Genomic DNA, 23590 nt, shown 5'->3' with positions numbered 1-23590 from the left:
AGATCGGTAAGGACGGCGGCGTCTTAGCGGGAATTGGCGCCGCCCGCAAATGGCTTTGCTGTCATATTCGAGCGCTTCACGACCTCGTCATCGTGTCGGCACCATCAGCGGCGCCCTGCGACCCGGCCAACCCGAGATCTTCTCCATCTGCGCGGCGAGCGACAAAAGCGTCTCCTCGTCGCCCGGACGGCCGGCAGCCTGGACGCCGATCGGCAGGCCGGCGTCGGTGACATGGACCGGCAGGGCGATCGATGGCTGGCCGCTGACATTCTGGATCGCCGGCCAATGGGTGAACCAGAGGCTCTTGTCCATCAACTGGCCGAAGAACGGCTTCAGCTTCAGCAAGGGCGTCAGGTGAAGCTTGTCGAGCAGGTTCTCGATGAGGTCGTCGGCGCCTTTCGGATCCATTGCGCCGCAGGCAAGCGGCGGGTGGGCAATGATCGGCATCAGCACGGCGTCATACTGCGCGGTCTCTGCGATCAGCCGCCGTGAGGCGGCATGCAGCCGCTGCAGGTCGGCATAGGTCTCGCCGGCCGACACCAGTTCGCCGAAGCGGGCGAGCACGCGCGTGGCCCGCTCGATGTCGCCGGCAACGGAACGGCCGACGCGCAGCGCTTCGGCCCGCATCGTGCCAGCGACGGCGGAGGCAACCGTCCTGCAGAAATCGGCGAAGAAATCGCGGCCGATAAAGGGCAAGTCGATCTCCTCGACCGTGTGGCCGCCCTCGCGGGCAAGCGCCACCGCCGTGTCGAGCGCCTTGAGCGTCTCGTCCGAGATCGGCAGGCCAAGCGGCGATTTGCGGTACACGGCCAGACTGAGCTTGCCGGGATCGCGCGCGGCGGCAGCCGCGAACGTGCCTTTCGGCCGCGGCGCGGCATAGGGCGACAGAGGATCGGGCCCGTGGGTCAGGTCGAGCAGCAGCGCGCAATCGCGCACCGAACGGGTGAGCGCATGGTCGACGACCATGCCGTACCAGCTTTCGCTCACCAGGGGCGTCAGCGGTGTACGGCCGCGCGACGTCTTCAGGCCGACAAGTCCGGTGCAGGCGGCAGGCACACGGATCGAGCCACCGCCATCGGAGGCATGCGCCACCGGCACGACGCCGGCTGCGACCAGTGCTGCCGAACCGCCCGAAGAGCCGCCGCTGGTATGGCCGGTGTTCCACGGATTGCGGGTGATGCCAAAGGCCCTTGATTCGGTCATCAATCGAAGCCCGTGCTCCGGCGATGTCGAGGTGACGATCGGGATAAGTCCGGCAGCGAGATAGCGGTCGGTCAGCGCCGAATTGACGTCGGCCAGCCATGCCGGAATGCGGCTGCCGCCATGCGTCGGCACGCCCTTGATGGCGATGCCAAGATCCTTGATGGCGAAGGGAACACCAGCCAGCGGCAGCGAGGGGTCGACGGTCTTGGCGCGGGCGCGGGCAGCATCGTAGAGCGGTTCGGCCGTGGCATTGATGTCGGGACGGGTGGCCTCGGCGCGGGCAATCGCGGCGTCGGTCAGTTCGACGGCCGAAACCTCGCCCTTGCGGACCAGATTGGCGAGGCCGGTGGCATCTTCTTCCCAAAGGATCCGTTCGACCGACATGCGCGCTCCCCCATCAATGAAGGCAAGCTAGCCAGTGGCAATTCCATTGGCAATCGATCGACGGATCCGGGCCGGCGACACACAAAAGCTTAGGCGTGCACAAGGTTATTTCCGTCGTTGCAAATACATGGCAATCGCCTAATTTGCCTGCAATGACGCCGCAGGACATCACCAAGCTGATCGTTCGGACTTCGATGAAGGATCGGGCCGCGTTCGATCTGCTTTACCGGCAGACCAGCGCGAAACTTTTTGGCGTCTGTCTTCGTGTATTGAACGACCGGGGAGACGCGGAAGAAGCGCTGCAGGAAGTCTTCGTCAAGATATGGACGAAGGCCGACCGTTTTGCTGTTTCCGATCTAAGCCCGATCTCCTGGCTGGTGGCAATCGCGCGCAATCATGCGATCGATCGCATCAGAGCGCGGCGCAAACCCGCCGCCGACATCGATGCCGCGCTCGACGTGGCCGATCCGGCGCCGGGGCCTGAAGCGATGGCGGTGGCGGGCGACGAATCCGAACGTATCCACCATTGTCTCGATGAGCTGGAGAAGGACCGGGCAGCAGCCGTCCGGGGCGCCTATCTCAAGGGCGAGAGCTATGCCGAACTGGCGGAGCGCCATGGCGTGCCGCTGAACACGATGCGTACATGGCTGCGCCGCAGCCTGTTGAAACTCAGAGAATGCCTGGAAAGATGACGCTGGCAGAAGACACAGGACCGGAACGTGGAGGCGACGACCTGCTCGCCGCCGAGTACGTTCTCGGCGTGCTCGATGCCGACGAACGCCAGATCGTCTCTCGCCGCATCGATGCGGATACGGTTTTCGCCCGTCTTGTCGAGGACTGGGAGGTCAGTCTCTCACCGCTTGCCGCCGCCTATCGGGAAGTCGAGCCGCCGGTTTCGGTGAAGACCGCGGTCGACCGCCGCCTGTTCGCTACCGCTGCCGCGGTGAGCAGGCCCGCCGAAGTGCGCGGCGGCCTGTGGTCCAGCCTGGCCTTCTGGCGCGGCCTTGCCGCAGCCGCGGTTGCGGCACTGGCGATTTACATCGCCGTGCCCATTCTCAACCCACCGGTCGAGCAGCCGCAGGCGCGACTCGTCGCTTCGCTGGCCGCCGAAGGCAGCGACGTCAAATATCTTGCCGTCTACGACGCCGCGCATCACGAAGTCGGCCTGTCGCATGTCTCCGGTGAGCGTGCTTCCGGCAAGGACTTCGAGCTGTGGATGATCGAGGGCAAGAACCGGCCGGTCTCGATGGGCGTCATTCCGGCAGGTGCAACGGCGCATATTATCGTCTCGCCGGCGGCCCATCAGAAACTTGCCCAGGGCGCGGTGCTTGCCGTCAGCCTCGAGCCGTCGGGCGGTTCGCCGACCGGACAGCCGACCGGACCGGTGGTCGCCGCTGGCGACCTGAAGAGCATCTGACCGGCTCTTCACCTGAAAAATCACAACAGACTATCATAAGTCTATCCTTCGCTGAACATGCCCATAGACAGCATGTCGGCAGGCGGCCGATGGCTCGGGAAATCCCTCTGCGCCATGGATAAAATCAAAAATCACAATATTTCTGAAACTCGGGCGAGTTTGTTCCGTATCTCCTCGCGTCCCCAAAAATGGGAAGAGAAAAACCCGAGGAGTTCGACATCATGCGTAGATACGCCACCCTTTTGCTCGCCGGTACGATCGCCGTTTCGGCCCTTGCCACCGCCGCCTATGCCGAAAACCCGATGGTTGGCGGCGCCGCCATGTATGCCAACAAGAACATCGTCGAGAACGCCGTGAACTCGAAGGATCACACCACGCTGGTCGCCGCCGTGAAGGCCGCCGGGCTTGTCGAGACGCTGCAGGGCGCCGGTCCGTTCACCGTGTTCGCGCCAACCAACGAAGCCTTCGCAGCCCTTCCGGCCGGTACGGTCGAGACGCTGCTCAAGCCCGAAAACAAGGACAAGCTCACCAAGATCCTGACCTGCCATGTCATCGGCGCCAAGGCGATGGGAGCAGATGTCGCCGCGATGGCCAAGGCTGACGGCGGCACCCACAAGGTCAAGACGGTCGGCGGCTGCGAATTGTCGCTCAAGGCCGACGGCGGCAAGATCACGGTCACCGACGAGAACGGCAATGTCGCCAATGTGACCATCGCCGATGTCGAACAGTCCAATGGCGTCATCCACGTCATCGACAACGTTCTTTTGCCCAAGATGTAACAAGGGGCTTGCTGCCGGCGAACTGACGGCAAGGACCCTCCGTCGATTGCACGATCCCGCTCCCGTGATCCGCAATTGGCCCGTGCACTTCGCGCCCGCCTGCATTCGGATGTGGGAGGGCGCGGAGTGTTCGTTCGAGGGGCTACCGTCACCGGCTTTTGATTTCCGCGCGGCGGTGTAGTTTGGCAAAAGGACATCAGGAGGAACTGGTCATGAACCGTCGCGACTTTCTTTTGAGCGGTGCCGCCGCCATCGGCGTGATCGGGGCCGCGGCAACGATGCTGCGCATGGGCGATCCGCAGGCAGCACAAGCGGCCGAGAGCTTCGAGGTCGTCAAGACCGACGCCGAGTGGAAAGCCATCCTGTCGCCGGCCGCCTTCGACGTGCTGCGCAAGGAAGGCACGGAGTACCCCGGCACCAGCCCGCTGCTCAACGAACACCGCAAGGGCATTTTCGCCTGTGCCGGCTGCGACCTGCCGGTCTATTCGTCGGAGACGAAATTCGATTCCGGCACCGGATGGCCGAGCTTCTGGCAAGAGATCCCCAAGGCGATCGGCACGACCGTGGACAGGTCGCTCGGCATGACGCGTACCGAGGCACATTGCCGCCGCTGCGGCGGCCATCTCGGCCATGTCTTCGACGACGGTCCGGCGCCGACCGGCCTGCGCCACTGCATCAACGGCGTCGCGCTGACCTTCAAACCGGCCACGGCCTGAGTCCATAGACTCGAATGCAAAAAACTCCGGGCTTGCGGCCCGGAGTTTTTTACGCGGTCAGAGCTTTTCGGGCGTGGACTGGAGGAGCTTCCCGAAACCGCTGCCCACGTATCCTTGTCTTGTCGCAATCTCCAAGGGAAAGCGCTGCGCACTTTTCCTGGAATTGCTCCGTATCAGTGCCCCCCACCACCGCCGCCCGGTGCGGCCGGCTTGCGGATCAGCATGGTGAACAGGCCAAGCGTCGCAAACAGCACCGTCAGCATGAAGAACACGTCCATGAAGGACAACAGCGCCGCCTGCTGCTGGACCATGCCAGACAACTTGGAGATCGCAGCGCTTGTGGCGTCGAGGCCGGGGGTCTGCTCGAAATTGCGGGTCATGTTCTGCAGCTTGGTCTGCGCGGCTTCACTGCCCCATTGCACATGCTCGGAGAGCCTTGCGTAGTGGAAGGCGTTGCGGTCGATCAGCACGGTGTTGATCAGCGCAAGGCCGACGGCACCACCAAGGTTGCGGGTGAGATTGAACAGGCCTGACGCATTCTTCAGCCGCTCGGGCGGCAAGGTGCCGAGCGCGATGTTGTTGATCGGAACCATGCACAGCATCATCGAACAGCCGCGCAGGATCTGCGGGATGAGCAGCTCATAGAAATCCCAGTCGGCGGTCAGATGCGTCATCCACCAGGTGCCGGTGGCGAAGCCGAAGAAGCCGATCATCATCATCAGGCGCGGGTCCATCTTGTTCGACAGGATGCCCGAGATCGGCGCGGTGAAGAACATCGCCAGGCCGCTGACGAACAAAGCCTCGCCGATCATCATCGAATCGTAGCCGCGGATGCGCCCGAGGAACACCGGGTAGAGATAGGTCAGGCCGTAGAGACCGATGCCGATGACGAACGAGAACAGCGAGCCGAAGGCGAAGTTGATGTTGGTGAAGGCCTTCAGGTCGACGATCGGCTCCTCGGCGGTGAATACGCGCCAGAAGAACAGCACCGCGCCGACGGTCATGACGACGGCGCAGATGAAGACGCCCTGGTCCTGCAGCCAGTCATTGTTGGGGCCTTCCTCGAGCACATATTCCATGCAGCCCAGGAAGGCCGCCATGCCGGCGAGGCCCCACCAATCGAACTTGCTGAACAGCTTGAGGTTAGGCTTGTCGAAGTCGATCAGCGTCCAGGCCGCCGTTGTCACCAGGATGCCGGGCACGACATTGACCAGGAACAGCCAATGCCATGACATGGCATGGCTGATATAGCCACCGACGGTCGGGCCGATGGTCGGCGCCAGCGTCGCCACGAGGCCGATCATCGGCGAGACGACGGCGCGGCGCGAGGGCGGGAAGATGGTGAAGGCAGCGGCAAAGACGCTCGGTATCATGCCGCCGCCGATGAAGCCCTGGACGGCGCGGTAGACGATCATCTGGTCGATGTTGGTGGCGGTCGCCGCCAGCGCACTGGCCGCGGTGAAGCCTGCCGCCGAGATGGTGAACAGCACGCGCGTCGACAGCATCCGGCTGAGAAAGCCGGACAGCGGGATCATCACCACTTCGGCGATCAGGTAGGCGGTCTGCACCCACGGAATTTCGTCGGAGCTGGCGCTCAGGCCGGCCTGGATCTCCGACAGCGAGGCGGAGACGATCTGGATGTCGAGGATGGCCATGAACATGCCGAACACCATCGCCAGGAAGGCGATGACGCGCCGCGTCGAAATGGTGTCAGGCACAGCCGGCCTCGCCGGCGGCGCTCCTGCTGTCAGGGTTGCGGTTGCCATGGCATTGCTCCCCGGCCGCCGCTCAATTCGACGCTGCCACTGACGCCGACCCGGATGGGGCGGTGCGGCTGTCGACGGCGACGACGACGCTCAGGCCGGCGCGCAGCTTACCGCTCTTCAGCGCATCGGCCGGCACATCGATGCGGACCGGAACGCGCTGCACGACCTTGGTGAAGTTGCCGGTGGCGTTTTCGGGCGGCAGCAGCGAGAACACGGCACCCGAAGCCGGCGCCAGCGACGAAACGGTTCCCTCGAAGTCCTGGCCGTCGGTCGCATCGACCGAGATCCTGACCTTCTCGCCGGGAACCAGCCGGGCAAGTTGTGTCTCCTTGAAGTTGGCGACGATGTAGAGCTTGTCCATCGGCACGATGACGGCGAGCTTCTGGCCGGGGCTGACAAGGTCGCCCTGCTCGACCGAGCGGTTGCCGACGATGCCGTCATATGGCGCCTTGAGCACGGTGAAGGAAAGATCGCGCAGCGCCTTGTCATGGCTGAGCTGCAGGGACGCCAGCGTGCTCGCCGATTCCGCGCGCTGCGCCTGCAGCACGCCGATATTGGCTTGCGCGGCGGCGATCTGTGCGTCGGCGCCGACAAGGGCGGCATCGGCCTGCTGGACCGCGGTCTGGGCGTCGTCCAGCTGCGCCTGCGTGCCGACATGGGTCTTGAGCAGCTGGGAGGCGCGCGCCGCGACCTTGGCTGCATTGTCGGCCGCTGCCTGGTCGGCGACCTTCTGCGCCTGGGCCTGCTGCAGCGAGGCGCGGGCCGCGTCGGTCTGGGCGTCGATACGGTCGAGCGTCTTGCTCAAGGTGGCGATCTGCGCCTCGGCCTGGGCGACGGCAATCTTGTAATCGCCGTCATCGACGACGAGCAGCGGATCGCCGGCCTTGACCAGCTGGTTCTCGCTGACCTTGACCTGATCGACATAGCCGGAAATCTTGGGCGAGATGAACGCCATGTCCGCCTGGACATAGGCATCGTCCGTCGAGATCATGAAGCGGCCCGTTGTCCAGTAGTCGTACCCATACCAGGCGCCGGCGCCCAGCAAGGCAACACCGATGACCGGCAGCAGGAAGGAACGCACCGAACGCTTCTTCCTGGCCGGAGCCTCTGCCGGCGGCGACGAGACGGGCTGGACAGGTACTTCCGGTGCTTCCGTCGCCGGCGCAACCTTGGCGTTGGGGAAGGGACGGACTTCGGCAGTGGTCGGCGCGTTCGAGGACATGACATCTCTCTAAAGTTATAATATAATACTGAACCGTTCGGTTCGATCCGGCCGTTGACATAGCGCGTAAAGAGGACCATATCAAGGGCAATCGAACCGCTTGGTTCGAATTATTTTCGAGGTGTGACTTTCATGGCCGAGACCCCGCCCAATGTCGAAAACGAGTCGTGTGACGACCTGTTGGAAAGCTTGCGCCGTGGCCGCCCGGCCGCGGGGCAGGATCCGGCCAAGCGCAGCCAGATCATCGACGGCGCCCGTCGTGTCTTCATCGACAAGGGCTTCGAAGCCGCCTCGATGAACGACATCACCCGCGAGGCCGGCGTCTCCAAGGGTACGATCTACGTCTACTTCGCCAACAAGGAAGAGCTGTTCGAGGCGCTGATCGAGGAAGAGCGCGGCACCATCTTCAAGAACATGTATGACGTGCTGGACAACGCCGACAACCTGCGCGAGACGCTGGTGAAGTTCGGCAAGGTGCTGGCTCTCAAGATCACGTCGGCCAAGGTCGTCCAAGCGCAGCGCACGGTGATCGGGGCATCAGACCGGATCCCCGACATGGGCGCGCGTTTTTACGAGCGCGGTCCCAAGCGTGGCCACGACAAGGTCGCGGCCTTTCTCAATGCCGCCATCGAGCGCGACCTGCTGCGCATCGACGATGTCGATCTTGCCGCCTATCAGTTCACCGAACTGTGCCTGGCCGGTCTGTTCCGCCAGTGCATCTTCGCCTACCGCACCAAGGCCCCGACCCAGGACGAGATCGACCACATCGTCAGGTCAGGCGTCAGCATGTTCCTGAAGGCCTACGGCACCGAAAGGCTTGTGGCGGAAGAAGGCCATCAGACGATTGCTATCGAGGCCAAGCCCTAGCCAGACCATGCTCTAACTCTTTGTTTAGACGCAATTCTGGACGGAAAACCGCTTCACACTTTTCCTAGAATTGCTCTAAGGTGCGGATGCTTTAGCCGCCATTGGCGGCAAGCACGATGGCTGCCTGCAATTCCTGAAGGCCCTCGGCCTTTTCAGAAGAGGTGGCCAGCACGAACGGGAACGCCGCCGGCCGCTTCTTGATCTTTGCCAGCGTCTCCTCGATCAGCCTCGGCACGCCGGCAGTCTTGATCTTGTCGGTCTTGGTCAGCACGATCTGGTAGGACACCGCCGCCTTGTCAAGCAGCGACAGCACTTCGTCGTCCTTGGCCTTGATGCCATGACGGGCGTCGATCAGCACATAGACGCGTTTCAGCGTGACCCGGCCCTTGAGGTAATCGAAGACCAGCTTGGTCCACTCGTCGACCTTCTCCTTCGGCGCGGTGGCGTAGCCGTAGCCGGGCATGTCGACCAGCGCCAAGGGCGGCAGGTCGGCGCCCTCGCCCGAAAATCCATCCGGCACGAAATAGTTGAGCTCCTGCGTGCGCCCCGGCGTGTTGGAAGTGCGCGCCAGCCCCTTCTGGTTGACCAGCGCATTGATCAGCGACGACTTGCCGACATTCGAGCGGCCGGCAAAGGCGATTTCCGGCGGCCCTTCCGGTGGCAGGAACTTCATCGCCGGCACGCCGCGGATGAAGATCCACCCTCGCGTAAACAGTTCGGTGCCGAGTATGCTGCTGTTCAGAGCGTTCAAGCTGCTGCCTCCAGAAGAGAAATATTGGCACCCCGGATAGCATCGAGGTTGCGGCTGACCTTGTCTACCGGCCAGTCCCACCACGCCACCGCCAGCAGCCGCCTGATTGTCCGGTCGTCGAAACGCATCTTTACCACCTTGGCCGCGTTGCCGGCGACGATCGCATAGGGCGGCACGTCGTGCGTCACCACTGATTTCGCAGCGACGATGGCGCCGTGGCCGATTTCCACCCCGGGCAGGATCACCGCCTCCATGCCGATCCAGACGTCGTTGCCGACAATGGTGTCGCCGCGCACCTCCTTCGACCAGGTCGCCGGATCAAAACCCTTTTCCCAGCCATGGCCGAAAATATTGAACGGATAGGTCGAAAAGCCGGACATGGCGTGGTTGGCGCCGTTCATGATGAAGCGCGCGCCCTCGGCGATGGCGCAGAACCTGCCGATGATCAGCTTGTCGCCTATGAACGGATAGTGATGCAGGACGCATTTCTCGGCGAATTTGTCCGGCCCGTCGGGGTCGTCATAATAGGTGAAGTCGCCGATCTCGATGTTCGGCGCGTTCACCAGTCCCTTGAGGAAGCCGACGCGGGTATGCATCGGGATCGGGTGCTTGATGTCTGGGTTGGGTCCGTCCATGTCGAAATCCGTCAGAGAAATGGCCGCCAGGTGCATCCGAAACTCAAATGCCCGTTCAAAATAGCGTGATCCGCCCTATAGCACCAATCGGGCGACGAGCGAGCTTTCCTTGACGGCCTTGCTCATTTGCTGCCGCGGCAAATCACGATCGGATCGGACAGCGCACTGTCGAAACCGCTGCCCTGATAGACGGTGACATTCGTGGCGCCGGGCGGCAGCATGAAGCTGCCTTCGACGATTTTCTGGTCGCCGGCCGGCATGTGGAGAGCCCAGCTATAAGTGCAAAACTGAGGCGGCGCCTGGGGTTCGACGTGGCTGCAGTTCAATTGCGCGCCACCCAGCATGGCGGCGCCGCCGCAACTGACGGCGCCCTTTGCGAGCGCAATGCCCGGCCATCCCGCAATGGCCGCCACGGTCGCGATCTTCAGCCAATTCATCGTCGTATCCTTGCCCGGCAACAGCCCGCTACCTGAGCCTTTGGGTGGGTCGCAGCCCATGCGTCATTTTTTCCAGGCGGGCTTAGTCCGTCTTGCGCACCGCGTCCAGCAAGATTATGTGCATGATGATAATAAGCATGCTCACTAACAGTTGCGCCGAAAAACTCCAGTACCTCCCATGCCATCGTCACCCAACATCAGCTTCGTGCTGCACGATGTCGCGCGCCTGCTTCGAAAGCGGTTCGAGCAGAGGTCGCGGGCATCGGGGCTGACCCGCGCCCAGTGGCAGGTGCTGGCCTATCTCAGCCTGCATGAAGGCATCCACCAGAACAAACTGGCGGACCTGATCGAGATCACGCCGATCACGCTCGCCCGGCTGCTCGACAAGATGGAAGCAAGCGGCTTCATCGAGCGCCGGCCCGATCCCGCTGACCGCCGGGCATGGCTGCTGTACCTGAAGCCGCAAGCCCATCCGCTGATCGAAATCATGCGCGGCAATGGGCGGAAGACGCGTGACGAGGCCTTTGTCGGCCTTTCCGCGGATGCGCAACTGCATCTGCTGCAAACCCTATCCCTCATCAAATCCAATCTGCTCGCGGCTTGCGCCCAGCCTGCCGCCGACCGGGAGAAAACACATGGCTGAATCAACCTCACCAAAGAAGCCTGTCGAAGAAGACGGATCCGCCGCCGACCGGGCGCGCGACCAGGTCATCCGGCTGGACAGCGAACGCGAGCAAAGGCGAGCCAGCACCGTCATCGACAATGACGAGCTCGAAGCACCGGTCGCCCTGGAGCCGGCGGCGCTCGAGGCTCCGTCCAAGGAGCCACGCCAGGCCGGGGTTGCGGTGGCGCCTCCGGCGCCGGTCAAGCCCAAGCGCGGCCGGGCACGGCCGATCCTGTTTGCCCTGCTTCCGTTCGCGCTGGTCGTCGGCGGCTATTACTACGTCATCGGCGGCCAGGTCATGACGACCGACAATGCCTACATCCAGGCGCAGTCGCTCGGCGTTTCCACCGATGTCTCCGGCACTGTGTCCGAGATCGACGTGCACGAGAACGAGGCGGTGAAGAAGGACCAGGTGCTTTTCCGGTTGCGGCCGGCCTCTTTCGAAACCGCTCTTGCCGCCGCCCAGGCACAGCTCGGCACAGTGCGCAACCAGGTGCTGACCTTGCAGGCGAGCTACCAGCAGTCGCAGGCGCTGATCGAGCAGGCGCAGGCCGACATCCCCTATTACGAGGCCGCTTTCCAACGCCAGCAGGATCTGCTCAAGACCTCCACCTCCTCCAAGGCGACCTTCGACAGCGCCCAGCACGACCTCGTCGCCGCCCGCCAGAAAGTGTCCGTTGCCCAAGCGCAGGCACAGGCGACGCTTGCCCAGCTCGGCGGCGACGCCAGCCAGCCGGTGGAGAAGAACCCGTTCTATCTCCAGGCGCAGTCGGCGGTGGACGACGCCCAGCGCAACCTTGCCGATTCCATCGTCAAGGCGCCATTCGACGGCATCGTCACCAATGTCGACGCGCTTCAGGTCGGCAAGTACCTGCCGGCTTCGCAGCCGGCGTTCAGCCTGATTTCGGCGACCGAGCTGTGGATCGCGGCGGAGCCTAAGGAAACCGAACTGACCTATGTGCGGCCGGGACAGACGGCGACGATCAGCGTCGACAGCTATCCCGGTGCCGTCTGGCACGGCAGGGTCGCCTCGATCAGCCCGGCGTCGTCGTCGAGCTTTTCGCTGCTTCCGGCGCAGAACACCACCGGCAACTGGGTCAAGGTCGTGCAACGCATTCCGATGCGCGTGACGGTGGACGATCTCCAGGGCAAGCCGCCGCTGCGCGGCGGGATGAGCGTCGTGGTCGGCATCGATACCGGCCATGCGCGCGGCCTGCCGGACTTCGTGACGGAGCTCCTCGGTCGGTTCGGACAAAAGTCATGACCGGCGCGTCCGCGACAGGTGGCGTGGTCGCCAATCGCGGCGCCATCACCGCGTGCGTGATCCTGGCCGTGATCATGCAGGCGCTGGACACCACCATCGCCAATGTGGCGCTGCCCTATATCCAGGGCAGCGTTTCGGCAAGCGCCGACCAGATAAACTGGGTGCTGACGTCCTACATCGTCGCGGCGGCCGTCATGACGCCGCCTTCAGGCTATCTTGCCAATCGCTTCGGCCGCAAGCGCATCCTGCTGATCTCCATCACCGGCTTCGTCGTCGCGTCGGTGCTGTGCGGCTTCGCGCAGTCGCTGCCGCAGATCGTCGGCTTCCGCCTGCTGCAAGGCCTGTTCGGCGCAGCCCTGGTGCCGCTGGCGCAGAGCATCCTGCTCGACATCTACAGCGTCGAGGAGCGCGGCTCGGCGATGGCGCTGTTCGGCGTTTCGGTGATGGTCGGGCCGGTGCTCGGGCCGGTCATCGGCGGCTGGCTGACCGAGAATGTCAGCTGGCGCTGGGTGTTCTACATCAACGTACCGATCGGCGCGCTGGCTTTCGCCGGCGTCTCGATGTTCGTCCAGGAAACCAAGACGGACCTCAAGGCCAGGCTGGACTGGCTGGGCTTCGGCATGCTCAGCGTCACCATCGCGTCGCTGCAGATGTTCCTCGATCGCGGCGAGCAGCTCAACTGGTTCTCGTCGTCCGAGATCATCGTCGAGGCGCTGATCTGCGCGTCGGCCTTCTACATCTTCCTCGTCCACACCTTCACCGCCCGCAACACCTTCGTGAACCCGCGGCTGTTCCTCGACAGGAATTTCGCCGTCGGCATGATCTTCATCTTCATCATCGGCATCACCTATCTGGCCTCGCTGGCCCTGATGACGCCCTATCTGCAGACGCTGATGGGCTATCCGGTGGTGACGGCCGGCATCGTCATGGGGCCGCGCGGTCTCGGCACCATGGCTTGCATGTTCCTGGTCGGCAGGCTGATCGGCAAGGTGGACACACGCTGGCTGCTTCTAACCGGCCTGCTGGTCACCGCCTGGGCGATGTACGACATGACCGGCTGGACGCCTGACGTCTCGCAATGGACGATCATCAGCACCGGCTTCATCCAGGGCGCGGGCCTGGGTTTCCTGTTCGTGCCGCTGACCACCATCACCTTCGCCACGCTGGCGCCGGAGCGGCGCGCGGAAGGCACCGGCCTGTACAATCTGTCACGAAACATCGGCTCCAGCGTCGGCATCTCGGTGGTCACCGCGCTGTTGACGCAGAACGTGCAGATCAACCACGCCAACATCGCTACCTATGTGACGCCCTACAACCAGGCGTTCAGCAATCCGGCGATCTTCCATGCAATGGATCCCTACAGCGCCGCGGGCCGCGCCGCGCTCGACGGCGTGGTCACGCTGCAGGCCACGATCATCAGCTATATGAACGACTTCAAGCTGATGATGATCCTGTCGCTTGCCGCCATTCCGCTGGTTCTGTTGCTGCGCAAGCCGGCGACTCCGGCCAAGATCGACCACAGCGCCGTGATGGAGTGACGACGCTCGAAACTTATCCGGCTGCACAGGCAGCAGCCAAAAAGAAACCGGGGTCCTGTGAGGGACAGGACCCCGGCCGATGCCGATACGACTTCCCAAGAAACATGGCACCTCGTCATGAGGCGGGGATGGCAGGCCCGAGAAAGCCCCAACGGACCTGCCTTGATCCCCTTTGCCGAAAGCCGTTACTTCGGCAACAACACCTTGTTGACGACATGGATGACGCCGTTCGACTGGTTGACGTCGGCGATCGTCACTCGCGCCTCGCCGCCTGACTCATCCATGATGTAGAGCTTGCCCTTCTTGACTTCGGCGGTCAGCGTGTCACCGGAGACGGTCTTCATCTCGTACTTGCCGCCCATCGCCTTGGCCTTCTTCATCATCTCGGCGCCGGAGATCTTGCCGGCCACGACATGCGCGGTCAGCACCTTGGTGAGCTTGCCCTTGTTCTCCGGCTTCAGCAGCGTGTCGACGGTGCCCTTGGGCAGTTTCGCAAACGCTGCGTTGGTCGGGGCAAAGACGGTGAACGGGCCAGCGCTTTGCAGCGTGTCGACCAGGCCCGCAGCCTTGACCGCAGCGACCAGCGTCGTGTGGTCCTTCGAATTGACGGCGTTCTCGACGATGTTCTTGGTTGTGTACATCGGCGCGCCGCCGACATTCGGGTTCTTGGCATAGGCGGGCGCGGCAATCGCCACGCCGGCGACGAGTGCGGAAAGGGCGATGATCCTGAATGACGGCAAGCGCATGTGGTCTTCCTCCGTGTGAGGGCTGATCGGAATTGATAGCCTTTGGAAACGCACAGGCAGTCACGCCGCCGAGGGGGCGCAAGTTTCGCCGATCACGGGAACGTGATGCCGGAGCTGCTTAAACGAAAAGCCCCGCGCGAGGCGGGGCTTTGAAGGCTGGAGAAAGCGCTGCGCCTTCTATTCGGCCGGTGATGGTTTCTTTCGGAACAGCGCGACCAGATTGTCCCACAGCTCGATCTTGGCGCCCTGGCGCTTCATGATGATGCCCTGCTGGAGGATCGACAGCGTGTTGTTCCAGGCCCAGTAGATGACCAGGCCGGCCGGGAAACCCGCCATCATGAAGGTGAAGATGACAGGCATCCAGGTGAAGATCGCAGCCTGCGTCGGATCCGGCGGCGTCGGGTTCATGCGCATCTGCAGGAACATGGTGACGCCCATGATCAGCGGCCAGACGCCGATCATCAGCATGTGCGGCAGGGTGACCGGGATCAGGCCGAACAGGTTGAACAGCGACGTCGGATCGGGCGCGGCCAGATCCTGGATCCAGCCGAAGAACGGCGCGTGCCGCATTTCGATGGTGATGTAGAGCACCTTGTAGAGCGAGAAGAAGACCGGGATCTGCAGTGCCACCGGCCAGCAGCCGGCAAGCGGGTTGATCTTCTCGGTCTTGTACAGCTCCATCATCGCCTGCTGCTGCTTCATCTTGTCGTCCGCGTATTTCTCGCGGATCTCGAGCATTTTCGGCTGCACCTTCTTCATGTTAGCCATCGACGCGTACGACTTGTTGGCGAGCGGATAGAAGATGGCCTTGACGATGACGGTGGTGGCGAGAATGGCCAGGCCGAAATTGCCGAAGAATTTGTAGAGCGTGTCGATCAGCCAGAACATCGGCTTGGTGATGAAGTGGAACCAGCCCCAGTCGATCAAAAGGTCGAACCGCTTGATATGACGGTCTTCCGCATAGGCGTTGATCTTGCCGACTTCCTTGGCGCCCGCGAAGATCTCGCTCTCCACCGTCGCCGACTGGCCGGCATCGACGGTGATCGGGTCGGTGAGGAAGTCGGACTGGTAGCGATGGCGGCCGTCCTCGAAATAGGCATAGCGCGGCTGGAACGGCTGCTTCTCGGTCGGCACCAGCGTCACCGCCCAGTATTTGTCGGTGATGCCGAGCCAGCCGTCGGTCGACTTGCCCGGCGTGAACTGCTTGTCCTTCTCGATGGACGCGTATTTGTGTTCCTGCAGGCCTTCCGTGCCGGTGAAGCCGATCAGGCCCTCATGCAGCACATAGGTGCTGGCAACGAGCGGCTTGTCGAAGCGGGTGACGCGGCCGTAATTGGACAGCGAGACGGCGGCCGTGCCGGCATTCTGCACCGTGTCGGACACCGTGAACATGTAGTTGGTGTCGACGGAAAAGGTGCGCTTGAAGGTCAGGCCCTTGTCGTTCGAATAGGTCAGCGTGACCGGGGTCGTCGGCGTCAGTGTCGCATTGCCGTCGACAGCCCACACTGTTTCGGGACCGGGCACCGCGCCGGTCTTGTCGTTGCCGACGAAGCCGATCTCGGCATAGTAGCCGTTGGGCAGTGCCGCCGGGTTGAGCAGGCTGATCTCGGGCGAGTTCTTGTCGACCGTCTCGGTGTAGTGCTTGAGCTTGAGGTCGTCGAGACGGGCACCGGTCAGGTTGATCGAACCCTCGAGGCTCGGCGTGTCGATCTTCGCGCGGGTCGTCGTGGCGAGCGCCTGTTCGCGGCCGGCCGGCGTCACGGCATCGGTGCCGGGTGCGTTTGGAATGGCGCCAGGGGCGGCGGGCGTTCCGGTGTCGGTACCGGGACTGGTGCCGGCGGCCTTCTTCTGCTCCTCGACGCGCTGCTGTTCGACGCGGGCGGCCTCGCGCTGCGCTTCGCTGCGCGGCAACACATAAAAATATTGCCATACCGCCAGGATCAGCACCGACAGCGCGATGGTGATGAAGAAGTTCCGGTTGTTTTCCATCGAAAGCCCTTGGCCTATCGTGTTCCGCGCAGTCGGCGGGAGAGTTCGGCCTTCAACTGGCCGAACGGAGTGGTAAGCACGTCTTCGCGCCCGACGATGACATAGTCATTGCCAGGCGCCATGTCACTTGCCGCATGCGTACGGACGGCTTCTCGCAGCCGCCGCCGGACGCGGTTGCGGACAACCGCATTGCCGACCTTCTTGGTGACGGTGTAGCCGACGCGCGGCGACAGGCCGTCGCCGCGGTCGAGAACTTCGACGAGAAAAAGCCGCCCGCGTCGTTTTTCACCACGACGGACAGCCAGGAATTCCGCGCGCTTCAGAAGCCGCTTGGGATTTGGTCCCACTGGCTTGCCGGATGCGGACAACGATCTCGTCTTCCGTTCAGGCGCTGAGCCGCTTGCGACCGCGGTTGCGGCGAGCTGCGACGACGCCGCGACCACCCTTGGTGGCCATGCGGGCACGAAAGCCGTGCCGACGTTTGCGGACGAGTTTGGACGGTTGGTAGGTACGCTTCATTTGTTTTAATACCGCGGGGTGCGGCCCTTCTTGATTCTGTCACTGTGTAACAGGAGCTTTGCCGGGCCGGCTTTGGCGCGATCGAAACCGCGCCGGGACGAATGGCCCGAGCGTGTGCGGGCTTATAGAAAGAAGGCTTTTGGAAGTCAATCCGGAGTCGTCGGGCCGAAAGCTTCGCCATTCAGGCCGGTTTATGTTTGCGACCAAGGATGAAATTGGCAAAAAAGCCGTAATCGCCTAATCTGCGTTGATCAAGTGATCGTGAAGACATTAGCCGCATGAGCGAAACCATACAGGCCCAGGAAGGGATCGGCACGGCGGGGTCCACCGAGGCGCCGGCCAGCGTGCGCACGGTTCCGCTGTCGCGCGGCCTGTCGACCAAGCTGCTGCTGCTGACCATCGTCTTCGTGCTGCTGGCCGAAGTGCTGATTTTCCTGCCTTGGATCGCGAGCTACCGGCTGAACTGGCTGAAGGAGCGGCTGAGCACGGCGGCGGCGGTGTCGATCGTGCTGGTGCAGGGTGAACCCACCTCGCTGTCGCGCACGGCGCAGAACGACGTGCTGATGGCGATCGGCGCCAAGGCGATCGCGGTGCGCGACGGAGGCGTCTCGCGGCTGCTGGTGGTGGCCGAAATGCCGCCGAAGGTCGACGAACACATCGATATCGCCTCGATCGGCATGATCAAGGGCATGACCGGCGCGCTCGACACGTTGTTTTTCGGCGGCGACCGGATGCTGCGCGTCTTCGGTCCGGTCGGCGAGTCCGACAAGGAGTTCGAGCTGATCATGCCCGACAACAGCCTGCGCAACGCGATGCTGCGCTATTCGCGCAACGTCGCCTTCGTCTCGCTGCTGATCTCGCTGTTCACCGCCATGCTGGTCTACGCCGCCATCGACCTGATCATGATCGGGCCGATCCGGACGATGACGCGCTCGATGCTATCTTTCTCCGAGGCGCCCGACGATCCCGGGCGGATCATCCATCCGGCTGCCCGCGCCGACGAGATCGGCGTTGCCGAGCGCGAGCTGTCGCAGATGCAGGAACGGCTGCAAAAAATGCTCTCCGAGCAGAAGCATCTTGCCGATCTCGGCCTGGCGGTTTCCAAGATCAACCATGACATGCGCAACATCCTGGCTTCGGCGCAGCTGATGTCGGACCGCTTGCGTCAGGTCAAGGATCCGACGGTGCAGGCCTTCGCGCCGAAACTGCTGCGCGCGCTCGACCGCGCCGTGTCTTATTCCGAAGGCGTGCTTCACTACGGCCGCACGCAGGAGCCGCCGCCGGCGCGCCGACGCCTGAGGCTGCGGCAACTGGTCGAGGACGTGCACGGCCTGCTGGACATCGAGCAAGGCATCGAGTTCGTCAATTCGGTCGAGCCGGCCTTCGAGGTCGATGCCGATTCCGACCAGTTGTTCAGGGTGCTGACCAATCTGTGCCGGAATTCCGTGCAGGCGATGGCGGCCGACAGTGAAAGCGCCCTGGTGCGCCGCCTGGCGGTGTCGGCCGTGCGCCTGGGCAGCGTCAGCCGCATCGCCGTCAGCGACACCGGCCCCGGCCTGCCGCCCAAGGCGCGCGAAAACCTGTTCGCGGCCTTTCGCGGCTCGGCGCGCAGCGGCGGCACCGGCCTTGGCCTGGCGATCGCGCACGAACTGATCCGCGCGCATGGCGGCACGGTCGAGCTGGTCGAGAGCATTGGCGGGCGCACCACATTCGCCGTCACCATCCCCGACCAGCCGGTCCGGCTCGACCAGGCCCGCAACGGCCTGCGCCGCCCGGCCTGAGGTTCTTGACCGGTTTCCGCTTGGCAACACCTAGCTTTTCGGTCTCACCCCTTCCTTCCAGAAACATGTCGCCCGCGAAACGGCCTTTTGCCCTGAGAGGCCGGCATGCATGGAAAGCGCATCGTCTGAACCACCCAGACACGATGCGCTTTGGTTGTTTTGAGGCGCCGAGAAGCGAGCTGTCATTGCCGGATGACACGCCTGCGACAAAACTTTTACCGGATCGGCTTGCTTTTCGGAAATTCAGTCGCTAGGGAACACGTCTCGTCGCGACCGGTCGTTCACGATCGGATCGCGGGGTCATGGAAAGCATGGCCTGTTGCGCGCCCGTAGCTCAGCTGGATAGAGCACCAGACTACGAATCTGGGGGTCAGGAGTTCGAATCTCTTCGGGCGCGCCAAAACCATTCATCGTTTCTATGCGACGATATAGCTGCCGAATTGGTGTCTACGCGACGAGCGGGGAATAGCCTGCGAGCGAAAAAGCGTAGAAACGGCGGCGTTAGGCAGTAAAGAGTTCGAAGCTCTTCAGATTGGCGGAGTTCCGACGCGGCCGGAGCGGAGTTCCAAGCGGTGATTGATGTGGATGGTGCCGACGACGATCTGACAGCGATCTCCCGACAGGCGAGCATCATGTATTTGTATCAGATCATGGATCGAGGTCAGCAGGCGCTCATGCCACTTGGTCGGCGTGTGTCAGTCACTCGAAACCTGCTTCGGTTTTCCGGCATCCGCGGCATTGTCCCCATGCGCAGCGGCCTTCCCGGGTTCAGGAAAGCATTTCGACGCGCAGCGGATGTTCTCCGCGCGTCAGAAGGGGCGCCGGGCCCTGGTCCAGTCGCCCGAGCCGGATCAGGCCGCGCGACCAGCGGTAGGGACCATGAAACATCGCCAGATTGCCCCAGGGGGCGTAGTAGCAGAGATCGCCAGTCGCCTCGTTGCCGAAGCGACCGCTGCCTTCCTCGGTGAGCTTGCGCGGCAGGTAGGCGATCTTCTCGTTGGTCGAATAGTCGTCGATCGTCAGATCCAGCGGCAGGATCGAGACCAGATCGTGCGCGGAAGGATTGTCCTCCAGCGTCGCCGTGAAATCCTGATCCCCGAAGATGAATCTAAGGCGCATGGTGGCTCCTTTCCTATCCGTGGCTGCGTCGGTCTGAGAGCGCACCGAAGAGGGGAGCGCGAGGCTGGCAGCACCTGCCAGCAAGGTGCGGCGTGAAAGCCATACGGCGGCGCGTGTCATTTAAAGTCTCCCGGTCGGTGCGGCCATGTCCATCGTTCCTGCACACGGCCGCACCCTTCGACGATACGACCTGGTCAGGCAGCGAGATGCTGGTTGAAGAAGCTGGTCAGCTTGTCGAACGGGATCACGTCCACCTTGTCGTAAAGATCGGTGTGGCTGGCGCCTGGAATGATCATGAGTTCCTTCGGCTCCGCCGCTGCCGCGAAGGCGGTTTCGCTGAAGTAGCGCGAATGGGCCTTTTCGCCATGGATGAACAGGATCGGGCGCGGCGAGATTTCAGCGATGTAGGTCAGGATCGGCATATTCATGAACGACAGCGGCGTGGTCTGCGTCCAGGAATTGCCTGAGTTGACCGCGCGCGCATGGTAGCCGCGCGGCGTCCTGTAATAGTCATGGTAGTCGACCAGGAACTGCGCCTCGCCGCCGTGCAGGTCGTTGTAGGGTGGTTGATAGGCTGGCGCGCCGTTTTCCGCATCCGTCCAACGCTGCCGACCCAGTTGCTCCAATGTCTGTGCGCGCTGTTCGGGGGTCACGCTGTCGTTGTAGCCCTTCGACATAACACGGGTCATGTCGTACATGGTGCTCGCCACCACGGCCTTGACGCGCTTGTCTGCGGCGACGGCATTCAAAGCCAGGCCGCCCCAGCCGCAGATGCCGATGACGCCGATGCGCTCACGGGCGACGGCGGCGTGCAGGCCGAGATAGTCGACGGCCGCGCTGAAATCCTCGGTGTTGATGTCCGGCGAAGCGAGATTGCGCGGCTCGCCGCCGCTTTCGCCGGTGTAGGACGGATCGAAAGCCAGTGCGACGAAGCCGCGCTCGGCCATCGTCTGCGCGTAAAGGCCAGAGGATTGTTCCTTAACAGCGCCGAACGGACCGCCGACGGCAAGCGCCGGCAGACGTCCGCCGGCCCGGTCCTTCGGCAGATAGAGATCACCCGACAGTGTGATGCCGTAGCGGTTCTTGAATGTGATCTTCTCGTGATCGATCTTATCGCTGAGCGGAAAGACCTTATCCCATTGCTTTGACATATTCTGAGCCTTTGCTTTGAAGGGGTTGGATATTGAAACTGCACCGAAGGCGGCGACGCCTGCGCCGGTCAACTTCAACAGTTCGCGCCGGTGGATGACGCTTGCCGAATTTTTCGTGTCAGGGGTATTCATGGGCATTTCCGATCTCCTGTTGGTATGAATTGGGATTGGGCAGTTCGTTGAACGAACGTCAGTGCGGGGCGTCCGGGCTTCAGCAACCGCCGGCCATTGCCGATCAGGGCGATTGCAAGGCCGGCGAGAACCACGCTGCCGGCGAAGGTCGCGAAGACCGTCATGCCATCCAGCAGCAGCCCGCCGACCATGGCACCGAGCAGGATCGACGCCTGGATGGCTGCGACCATCAGGCTTCCGGCGGCTTCCGGCGCATCGTCCGCGTTTTGGGACATCCACGTCATCCAGATCACAGACATTGCGGTGTTCGCCGCGCCCCAGAGAGCAAGGAAGAGGCCGGCGGCGGCTACCGAACCGCCGAGAAGCAGGAGCCCCAGCGTGCAGCCGCCCATCAGCAGCGCGGGCAACCGCAGCAGCGGTGCGACATTGCCGCTCACGAAACGCCCTGCCGCCCATGTTCCGAGGAAGCCCGCACAGCCCAGTACAAGCAACAGGATCGAGAGCGTCCCCACGTTGACGCCCGTCACCTGCTCCAGGAAGGGGCGCAGATAGGTGAACATGGTGAAGGCCGAGCCCCAGGATAACATCGAGGCAATAAGGCCGCGCAGGAAATGGGGGCGCTTCAGCAGGCCGAACATCGTCCGGAAATCCTGCCGCTGGCGCGCGGGCAACGACGGCAGCGCGATCAAGTGCCAGACGAGGTTGATGGCGACGATTGGCGTCAGCGCCCAGAACACCGCGCGCCAGCCGAACACGGCGCCGAGATAGCTGCCGATCGGCGCGGCGAAGGCCGCAGCGATCGCCTGTCCGCCATACATCAAGGCGAGCGCGCGCGGCACATCCCTTTCAGGGACCAGCCGCATGATGACGGCGGTGGCCAGTGCCCAGAAGCCGCCGATGCAGATGCCCAACAGGCCTCGACCGAGCATCAGCACGGAGAAATTCGGGGCCGCCGCAACCAGAACCAGTGACAACAGCATGAAAGCCGTCATCGCGACCAAGACCCATTTGCGGTTCAGCGTTCCAGCGGCAGTGGTGATGACCATGCTCGCCGCTATGGCGAAAAGACCGCTGATCGATATCGCCTGTCCGGTCTGTCCCTCAGTTGCGCGCAATCCTTCGGCCATGGGGGTGAGCAGGCTGACCGGCATGAATTCCGAGGCGATCAGCATTGCCACACACAGTGCCATCGAAAGAACCGCGCCCCAGGCGGCGTCCGGTTTGCTATCCGCATCGGTTGCGGCGGCAATCGCCATGTCGTTTGCTCCTGCTGAATTGTTGCAACGCAAAACTAGTGGCTTTGCCATAAAGCGATTAGCCATCGAAATTCGCATGAACTAATCGACCGCATCGAATAATGTGCTGCGGCATGGCAAACGAGAGAAGCTCATGGCCAAAACCGACCTCAATCAACTGACGTGGTTTCAGGCCGTCGCCGAGGAGCGCAGCTTCACCAAGGCGGCGGCAAAGCTCGGCGTCGCGCAGTCGACGCTCAGTCACAGGATCAAGCAGCTCGAAGCGCAAATGGGCATACGCCTCCTGACCCGCACCACGCGCAATGTCGCGACGACCGCCGCAGGCGAGCGGCTGTTACAGACGATCGCCCCGCGCATCGGCGAAATCGAGGATGAGATCGCCGCGTTGATGGCGTTTCGTGAAAAACCTTCGGGCTCGATCAGGCTGACGCTGTCCGACCACGCGCTTGAAAGCGTGGTTTGGCCCAAGCTGAAGCCGATCCTCAGCGCCTATCCCGATATCGGTGTCGAACTGATCCTGGACAGCACGTTCCGCAACATCGTCGAGGAGGGCTTCGACGCGGGCGTCCGGTTGGGAGAGAGCGTCGAGAAGGACATGATCGCGGTCCGAATTGGTCCGGACTGGCGTTTGGTGGCCGTGGCTTCTCCCGACTATTTCGCCGCGCGTGGTGTGCCTGAGCACCCACAGGACCTGATCCGCCACGTCTGCATCAATATGCGTCACGAGACCGCCGGCGGTCTTTATGCATGGGAGTTCGAGAAGGATGGGCAGGCGTTGCGCGTCCGGGTAAACGGCCAGCTGACCTTCAACAATTCCTATGCCATGATCGACGCAGCCGTGCACGGCTACGGCATCGCCTATGTGCCCGAGAACATCGTGGAGCGGCACATCGCCTCGGGCCTGCTGGTGCAGGTCCTCGACGATTGGTCGCCGTTCTTCGACGGCTATTTCCTCTATTATCCGAGCCGTCGTCAGAATCTTCCCGCGTTCAAGGTCATCGTCGACGCGCTACGACATCGGAATTGAGACAAGAGGATCTAACCCGCGCGATTGGCTGCACGCCGAGCCCGTTTCGCCCCGCTCGCATAGCACCCACCTGCGGAAGACACGGTATTTTCCGGATCTCGGGCATCAAGATCGTCCTTGCCACGCCCGCTCTATCGCCACGCCTCGTTCGGCTCGTCTTCGCACGTCGAGAACGCACAGCGGGCGGGATGTTGCAGAGCAAATCTTCGCAGCGCCATCACCCCAAT

At 63.0% G+C, this 23590-nt stretch carries 23 protein-coding genes and 1 tRNA gene; 11 read left to right on the top strand and 13 right to left on the bottom strand.

All coding sequences use genetic code 11. The features are described from left to right. Positions 1-87: 87 nt before the first annotated feature. Entirely contained in the window at positions 88-1587 is a 1500-nt protein-coding gene (locus A4R29_RS00410; RefSeq protein WP_063170940.1) for an amidase, read from the bottom strand. A gap of 152 nt (positions 1588-1739) precedes the next feature. Here A4R29_RS00410 and A4R29_RS00405 point away from each other — a divergent pair, with 152 nt between their 5' ends. From A4R29_RS00405 to msrB, 4 genes are all read left to right on the top strand, one after another. Then, on the top strand, positions 1740-2279 hold the full coding sequence (locus tag A4R29_RS00405) for a sigma-70 family RNA polymerase sigma factor (protein WP_013528490.1): 540 nt from the start codon (positions 1740-1742) through the stop codon (positions 2277-2279). After that, entirely contained in the window at positions 2276-3004 is a 729-nt protein-coding gene (locus A4R29_RS00400; protein ID WP_082827267.1) for an anti-sigma factor, read from the top strand. Before A4R29_RS00405 ends, A4R29_RS00400 begins: the two co-directional genes overlap by 4 nt. Before the next feature lie 221 nt (positions 3005-3225). Further along, on the top strand, positions 3226-3783 hold the full coding sequence (locus tag A4R29_RS00395) for a fasciclin domain-containing protein (protein ID WP_063173511.1): 558 nt from the start codon (positions 3226-3228) through the stop codon (positions 3781-3783). 212 nt (positions 3784-3995) lie between these two features. After that, positions 3996-4499 (top strand): peptide-methionine (R)-S-oxide reductase MsrB, encoded by a 504-nt coding sequence (gene msrB, locus A4R29_RS00390; RefSeq protein ID WP_013528493.1) that lies wholly within the window; start codon positions 3996-3998, stop codon positions 4497-4499. A gap of 173 nt (positions 4500-4672) precedes the next feature. Here msrB and A4R29_RS00385 read toward each other — a convergent pair whose 3' ends face one another. Both A4R29_RS00385 and A4R29_RS00380 read right to left on the bottom strand, forming a co-directional pair. Further along, on the bottom strand, positions 4673-6265 hold the full coding sequence (locus A4R29_RS00385) for a DHA2 family efflux MFS transporter permease subunit (RefSeq protein WP_063170938.1): 1593 nt from the start codon (positions 6263-6265) through the stop codon (positions 4673-4675). A 22-nt stretch (positions 6266-6287) separates the two neighbouring features. Next, complete coding sequence (locus A4R29_RS00380; RefSeq protein WP_013528495.1) at positions 6288-7487, bottom strand: HlyD family secretion protein; 1200 nt, start codon at positions 7485-7487, stop codon at positions 6288-6290. Between the two features lie 132 nt (positions 7488-7619). Between A4R29_RS00380 and A4R29_RS00375 the strand changes: the two genes are divergently transcribed. Next, on the top strand, positions 7620-8354 hold the full coding sequence (locus A4R29_RS00375; RefSeq protein ID WP_013528496.1) for a TetR/AcrR family transcriptional regulator: 735 nt from the start codon (positions 7620-7622) through the stop codon (positions 8352-8354). 91 nt (positions 8355-8445) lie between these two features. Here the strand turns inward: A4R29_RS00375 and yihA are convergent, their stop codons facing one another. The 3 genes from yihA to A4R29_RS00360 all read right to left on the bottom strand — a co-directional run bounded on the left by yihA (position 8446) and on the right by A4R29_RS00360 (position 10177). Next, positions 8446-9105, bottom strand: coding sequence for a ribosome biogenesis GTP-binding protein YihA/YsxC (gene yihA / locus A4R29_RS00370; protein WP_063170937.1), 660 nt, complete (start codon positions 9103-9105; stop codon positions 8446-8448). Beyond that, on the bottom strand, positions 9102-9740 hold the full coding sequence (locus tag A4R29_RS00365; RefSeq protein WP_027161114.1) for a CatB-related O-acetyltransferase: 639 nt from the start codon (positions 9738-9740) through the stop codon (positions 9102-9104). Before A4R29_RS00365 ends, yihA begins: the two co-directional genes overlap by 4 nt. Before the next feature lie 122 nt (positions 9741-9862). After that, positions 9863-10177, bottom strand: coding sequence for a hypothetical protein (locus A4R29_RS00360; RefSeq protein WP_024502096.1), 315 nt, complete (start codon positions 10175-10177; stop codon positions 9863-9865). 178 nt (positions 10178-10355) lie between these two features. On the opposite strand from A4R29_RS00360, the gene A4R29_RS00355 reads away from it, so the two are divergent. The 3 genes from A4R29_RS00355 to A4R29_RS00345 are packed head-to-tail and all read left to right on the top strand — an operon-like array spanning position 10356 to position 13643. Beyond that, complete coding sequence (locus A4R29_RS00355; protein ID WP_013528500.1) at positions 10356-10820, top strand: MarR family winged helix-turn-helix transcriptional regulator; 465 nt, start codon at positions 10356-10358, stop codon at positions 10818-10820. Further along, the gene (locus A4R29_RS00350; RefSeq protein ID WP_024502097.1) at positions 10813-12105 is read left to right on the top strand and encodes an HlyD family secretion protein; all 1293 of its coding nucleotides are present in this window, start codon (positions 10813-10815) and stop codon (positions 12103-12105) included. Before A4R29_RS00355 ends, A4R29_RS00350 begins: the two co-directional genes overlap by 8 nt. Beyond that, entirely contained in the window at positions 12102-13643 is a 1542-nt protein-coding gene (locus A4R29_RS00345) for a DHA2 family efflux MFS transporter permease subunit (protein WP_024502098.1), read from the top strand. Before A4R29_RS00350 ends, A4R29_RS00345 begins: the two co-directional genes overlap by 4 nt. A 185-nt stretch (positions 13644-13828) precedes the next feature. Here A4R29_RS00345 and A4R29_RS00340 read toward each other — a convergent pair whose 3' ends face one another. From A4R29_RS00340 to rpmH, 4 genes are all read right to left on the bottom strand, one after another. Next, positions 13829-14389, bottom strand: a complete 561-nt coding sequence (locus tag A4R29_RS00340; protein WP_013528503.1) for a fasciclin domain-containing protein — start codon at positions 14387-14389, stop codon at positions 13829-13831. A 177-nt stretch (positions 14390-14566) separates the two neighbouring features. Beyond that, complete coding sequence (gene yidC, locus A4R29_RS00335) at positions 14567-16378, bottom strand: membrane protein insertase YidC (RefSeq protein WP_063170936.1); 1812 nt, start codon at positions 16376-16378, stop codon at positions 14567-14569. 14 nt (positions 16379-16392) lie between these two features. Beyond that, positions 16393-16746: a ribonuclease P protein component gene (gene rnpA, locus A4R29_RS00330; RefSeq protein ID WP_063173509.1), complete on the bottom strand. Its 354-nt coding sequence runs from the start codon at positions 16744-16746 to the stop codon at positions 16393-16395. A 16-nt stretch (positions 16747-16762) separates the two neighbouring features. After that, positions 16763-16897 carry a 50S ribosomal protein L34 gene (gene rpmH, locus A4R29_RS32505; protein WP_008833937.1) on the bottom strand — a complete coding sequence of 45 codons (135 nt, stop codon included), beginning with the start codon at positions 16895-16897 and terminating at the stop codon, positions 16763-16765. A 278-nt stretch (positions 16898-17175) separates the two neighbouring features. Here rpmH and A4R29_RS00320 point away from each other — a divergent pair, with 278 nt between their 5' ends. Both A4R29_RS00320 and A4R29_RS00315 read left to right on the top strand, forming a co-directional pair. Beyond that, the gene (locus tag A4R29_RS00320) at positions 17176-18678 is read left to right on the top strand and encodes a sensor histidine kinase (protein ID WP_063170935.1); all 1503 of its coding nucleotides are present in this window, start codon (positions 17176-17178) and stop codon (positions 18676-18678) included. A 323-nt stretch (positions 18679-19001) separates the two neighbouring features. Continuing rightward, positions 19002-19078: transfer RNA gene (locus A4R29_RS00315), tRNA-Arg, on the top strand. A gap of 368 nt (positions 19079-19446) precedes the next feature. On the opposite strand, the gene A4R29_RS00310 is transcribed toward A4R29_RS00315, so the two are convergent. From A4R29_RS00310 to A4R29_RS00300, 3 genes are all read right to left on the bottom strand, one after another. Next, complete coding sequence (locus A4R29_RS00310) at positions 19447-19917, bottom strand: cyclophilin-like fold protein (protein WP_024502099.1); 471 nt, start codon at positions 19915-19917, stop codon at positions 19447-19449. Between the two features lie 74 nt (positions 19918-19991). Further along, positions 19992-21086, bottom strand: coding sequence for an alpha/beta hydrolase (locus A4R29_RS00305; protein WP_063170934.1), 1095 nt, complete (start codon positions 21084-21086; stop codon positions 19992-19994). Then, positions 21077-22207 (bottom strand): MFS transporter, encoded by a 1131-nt coding sequence (locus A4R29_RS00300; RefSeq protein ID WP_244506986.1) that lies wholly within the window; start codon positions 22205-22207, stop codon positions 21077-21079. Before A4R29_RS00300 ends, A4R29_RS00305 begins: the two co-directional genes overlap by 10 nt. 262 nt (positions 22208-22469) lie before the next feature. On the opposite strand from A4R29_RS00300, the gene A4R29_RS00295 reads away from it, so the two are divergent. Continuing rightward, the gene (locus tag A4R29_RS00295) at positions 22470-23363 is read left to right on the top strand and encodes a LysR family transcriptional regulator (protein WP_063173508.1); all 894 of its coding nucleotides are present in this window, start codon (positions 22470-22472) and stop codon (positions 23361-23363) included. The last annotated feature ends 227 nt before the right edge of the window (positions 23364-23590 follow it).

It is taken from the genome of Mesorhizobium ciceri biovar biserrulae, from assembly GCF_001618845.1.
In the GTDB taxonomy this organism is placed as follows: Bacteria; Pseudomonadota; Alphaproteobacteria; order Rhizobiales; family Rhizobiaceae; genus Mesorhizobium; species Mesorhizobium ciceri.
The sequence above is the reverse complement of the archived record's forward strand: the minus strand, read 5'-3'. Positions and strand labels throughout refer to the sequence as shown.

Coding starts and splice junctions, on each gene's coding strand:
- A4R29_RS00410 (WP_063170940.1), bottom strand. CDS start 1,587: ATGTCGGTCGAACGGATCCTTTGGGAAGAAGATGCCACCGGCCTCGCC.
- A4R29_RS00405 (WP_013528490.1), top strand. CDS start 1,740: ATGACGCCGCAGGACATCACCAAGCTGATCGTTCGGACTTCGATGAAG.
- A4R29_RS00400 (WP_082827267.1), top strand. CDS start 2,276: ATGACGCTGGCAGAAGACACAGGACCGGAACGTGGAGGCGACGACCTG.
- A4R29_RS00395 (WP_063173511.1), top strand. CDS start 3,226: ATGCGTAGATACGCCACCCTTTTGCTCGCCGGTACGATCGCCGTTTCG.
- msrB (WP_013528493.1), top strand. CDS start 3,996: ATGAACCGTCGCGACTTTCTTTTGAGCGGTGCCGCCGCCATCGGCGTG.
- A4R29_RS00385 (WP_063170938.1), bottom strand. CDS start 6,265: ATGGCAACCGCAACCCTGACAGCAGGAGCGCCGCCGGCGAGGCCGGCT.
- A4R29_RS00380 (WP_013528495.1), bottom strand. CDS start 7,487: ATGTCCTCGAACGCGCCGACCACTGCCGAAGTCCGTCCCTTCCCCAAC.
- A4R29_RS00375 (WP_013528496.1), top strand. CDS start 7,620: ATGGCCGAGACCCCGCCCAATGTCGAAAACGAGTCGTGTGACGACCTG.
- A4R29_RS00365 (WP_027161114.1), bottom strand. CDS start 9,740: ATGGACGGACCCAACCCAGACATCAAGCACCCGATCCCGATGCATACC.
- A4R29_RS00360 (WP_024502096.1), bottom strand. CDS start 10,177: ATGAATTGGCTGAAGATCGCGACCGTGGCGGCCATTGCGGGATGGCCG.
- A4R29_RS00355 (WP_013528500.1), top strand. CDS start 10,356: ATGCCATCGTCACCCAACATCAGCTTCGTGCTGCACGATGTCGCGCGC.
- A4R29_RS00350 (WP_024502097.1), top strand. CDS start 10,813: ATGGCTGAATCAACCTCACCAAAGAAGCCTGTCGAAGAAGACGGATCC.
- A4R29_RS00345 (WP_024502098.1), top strand. CDS start 12,102: ATGACCGGCGCGTCCGCGACAGGTGGCGTGGTCGCCAATCGCGGCGCC.
- A4R29_RS00340 (WP_013528503.1), bottom strand. CDS start 14,389: ATGCGCTTGCCGTCATTCAGGATCATCGCCCTTTCCGCACTCGTCGCC.
- yidC (WP_063170936.1), bottom strand. CDS start 16,378: ATGGAAAACAACCGGAACTTCTTCATCACCATCGCGCTGTCGGTGCTG.
- rpmH (WP_008833937.1), bottom strand. CDS start 16,897: ATGAAGCGTACCTACCAACCGTCCAAACTCGTCCGCAAACGTCGGCAC.
- A4R29_RS00320 (WP_063170935.1), top strand. CDS start 17,176: ATGAGCGAAACCATACAGGCCCAGGAAGGGATCGGCACGGCGGGGTCC.
- A4R29_RS00310 (WP_024502099.1), bottom strand. CDS start 19,917: ATGACACGCGCCGCCGTATGGCTTTCACGCCGCACCTTGCTGGCAGGT.
- A4R29_RS00305 (WP_063170934.1), bottom strand. CDS start 21,086: ATGCCCATGAATACCCCTGACACGAAAAATTCGGCAAGCGTCATCCAC.
- A4R29_RS00300 (WP_244506986.1), bottom strand. CDS start 22,207: ATGGCCGAAGGATTGCGCGCAACTGAGGGACAGACCGGACAGGCGATA.
- A4R29_RS00295 (WP_063173508.1), top strand. CDS start 22,470: ATGGCCAAAACCGACCTCAATCAACTGACGTGGTTTCAGGCCGTCGCC.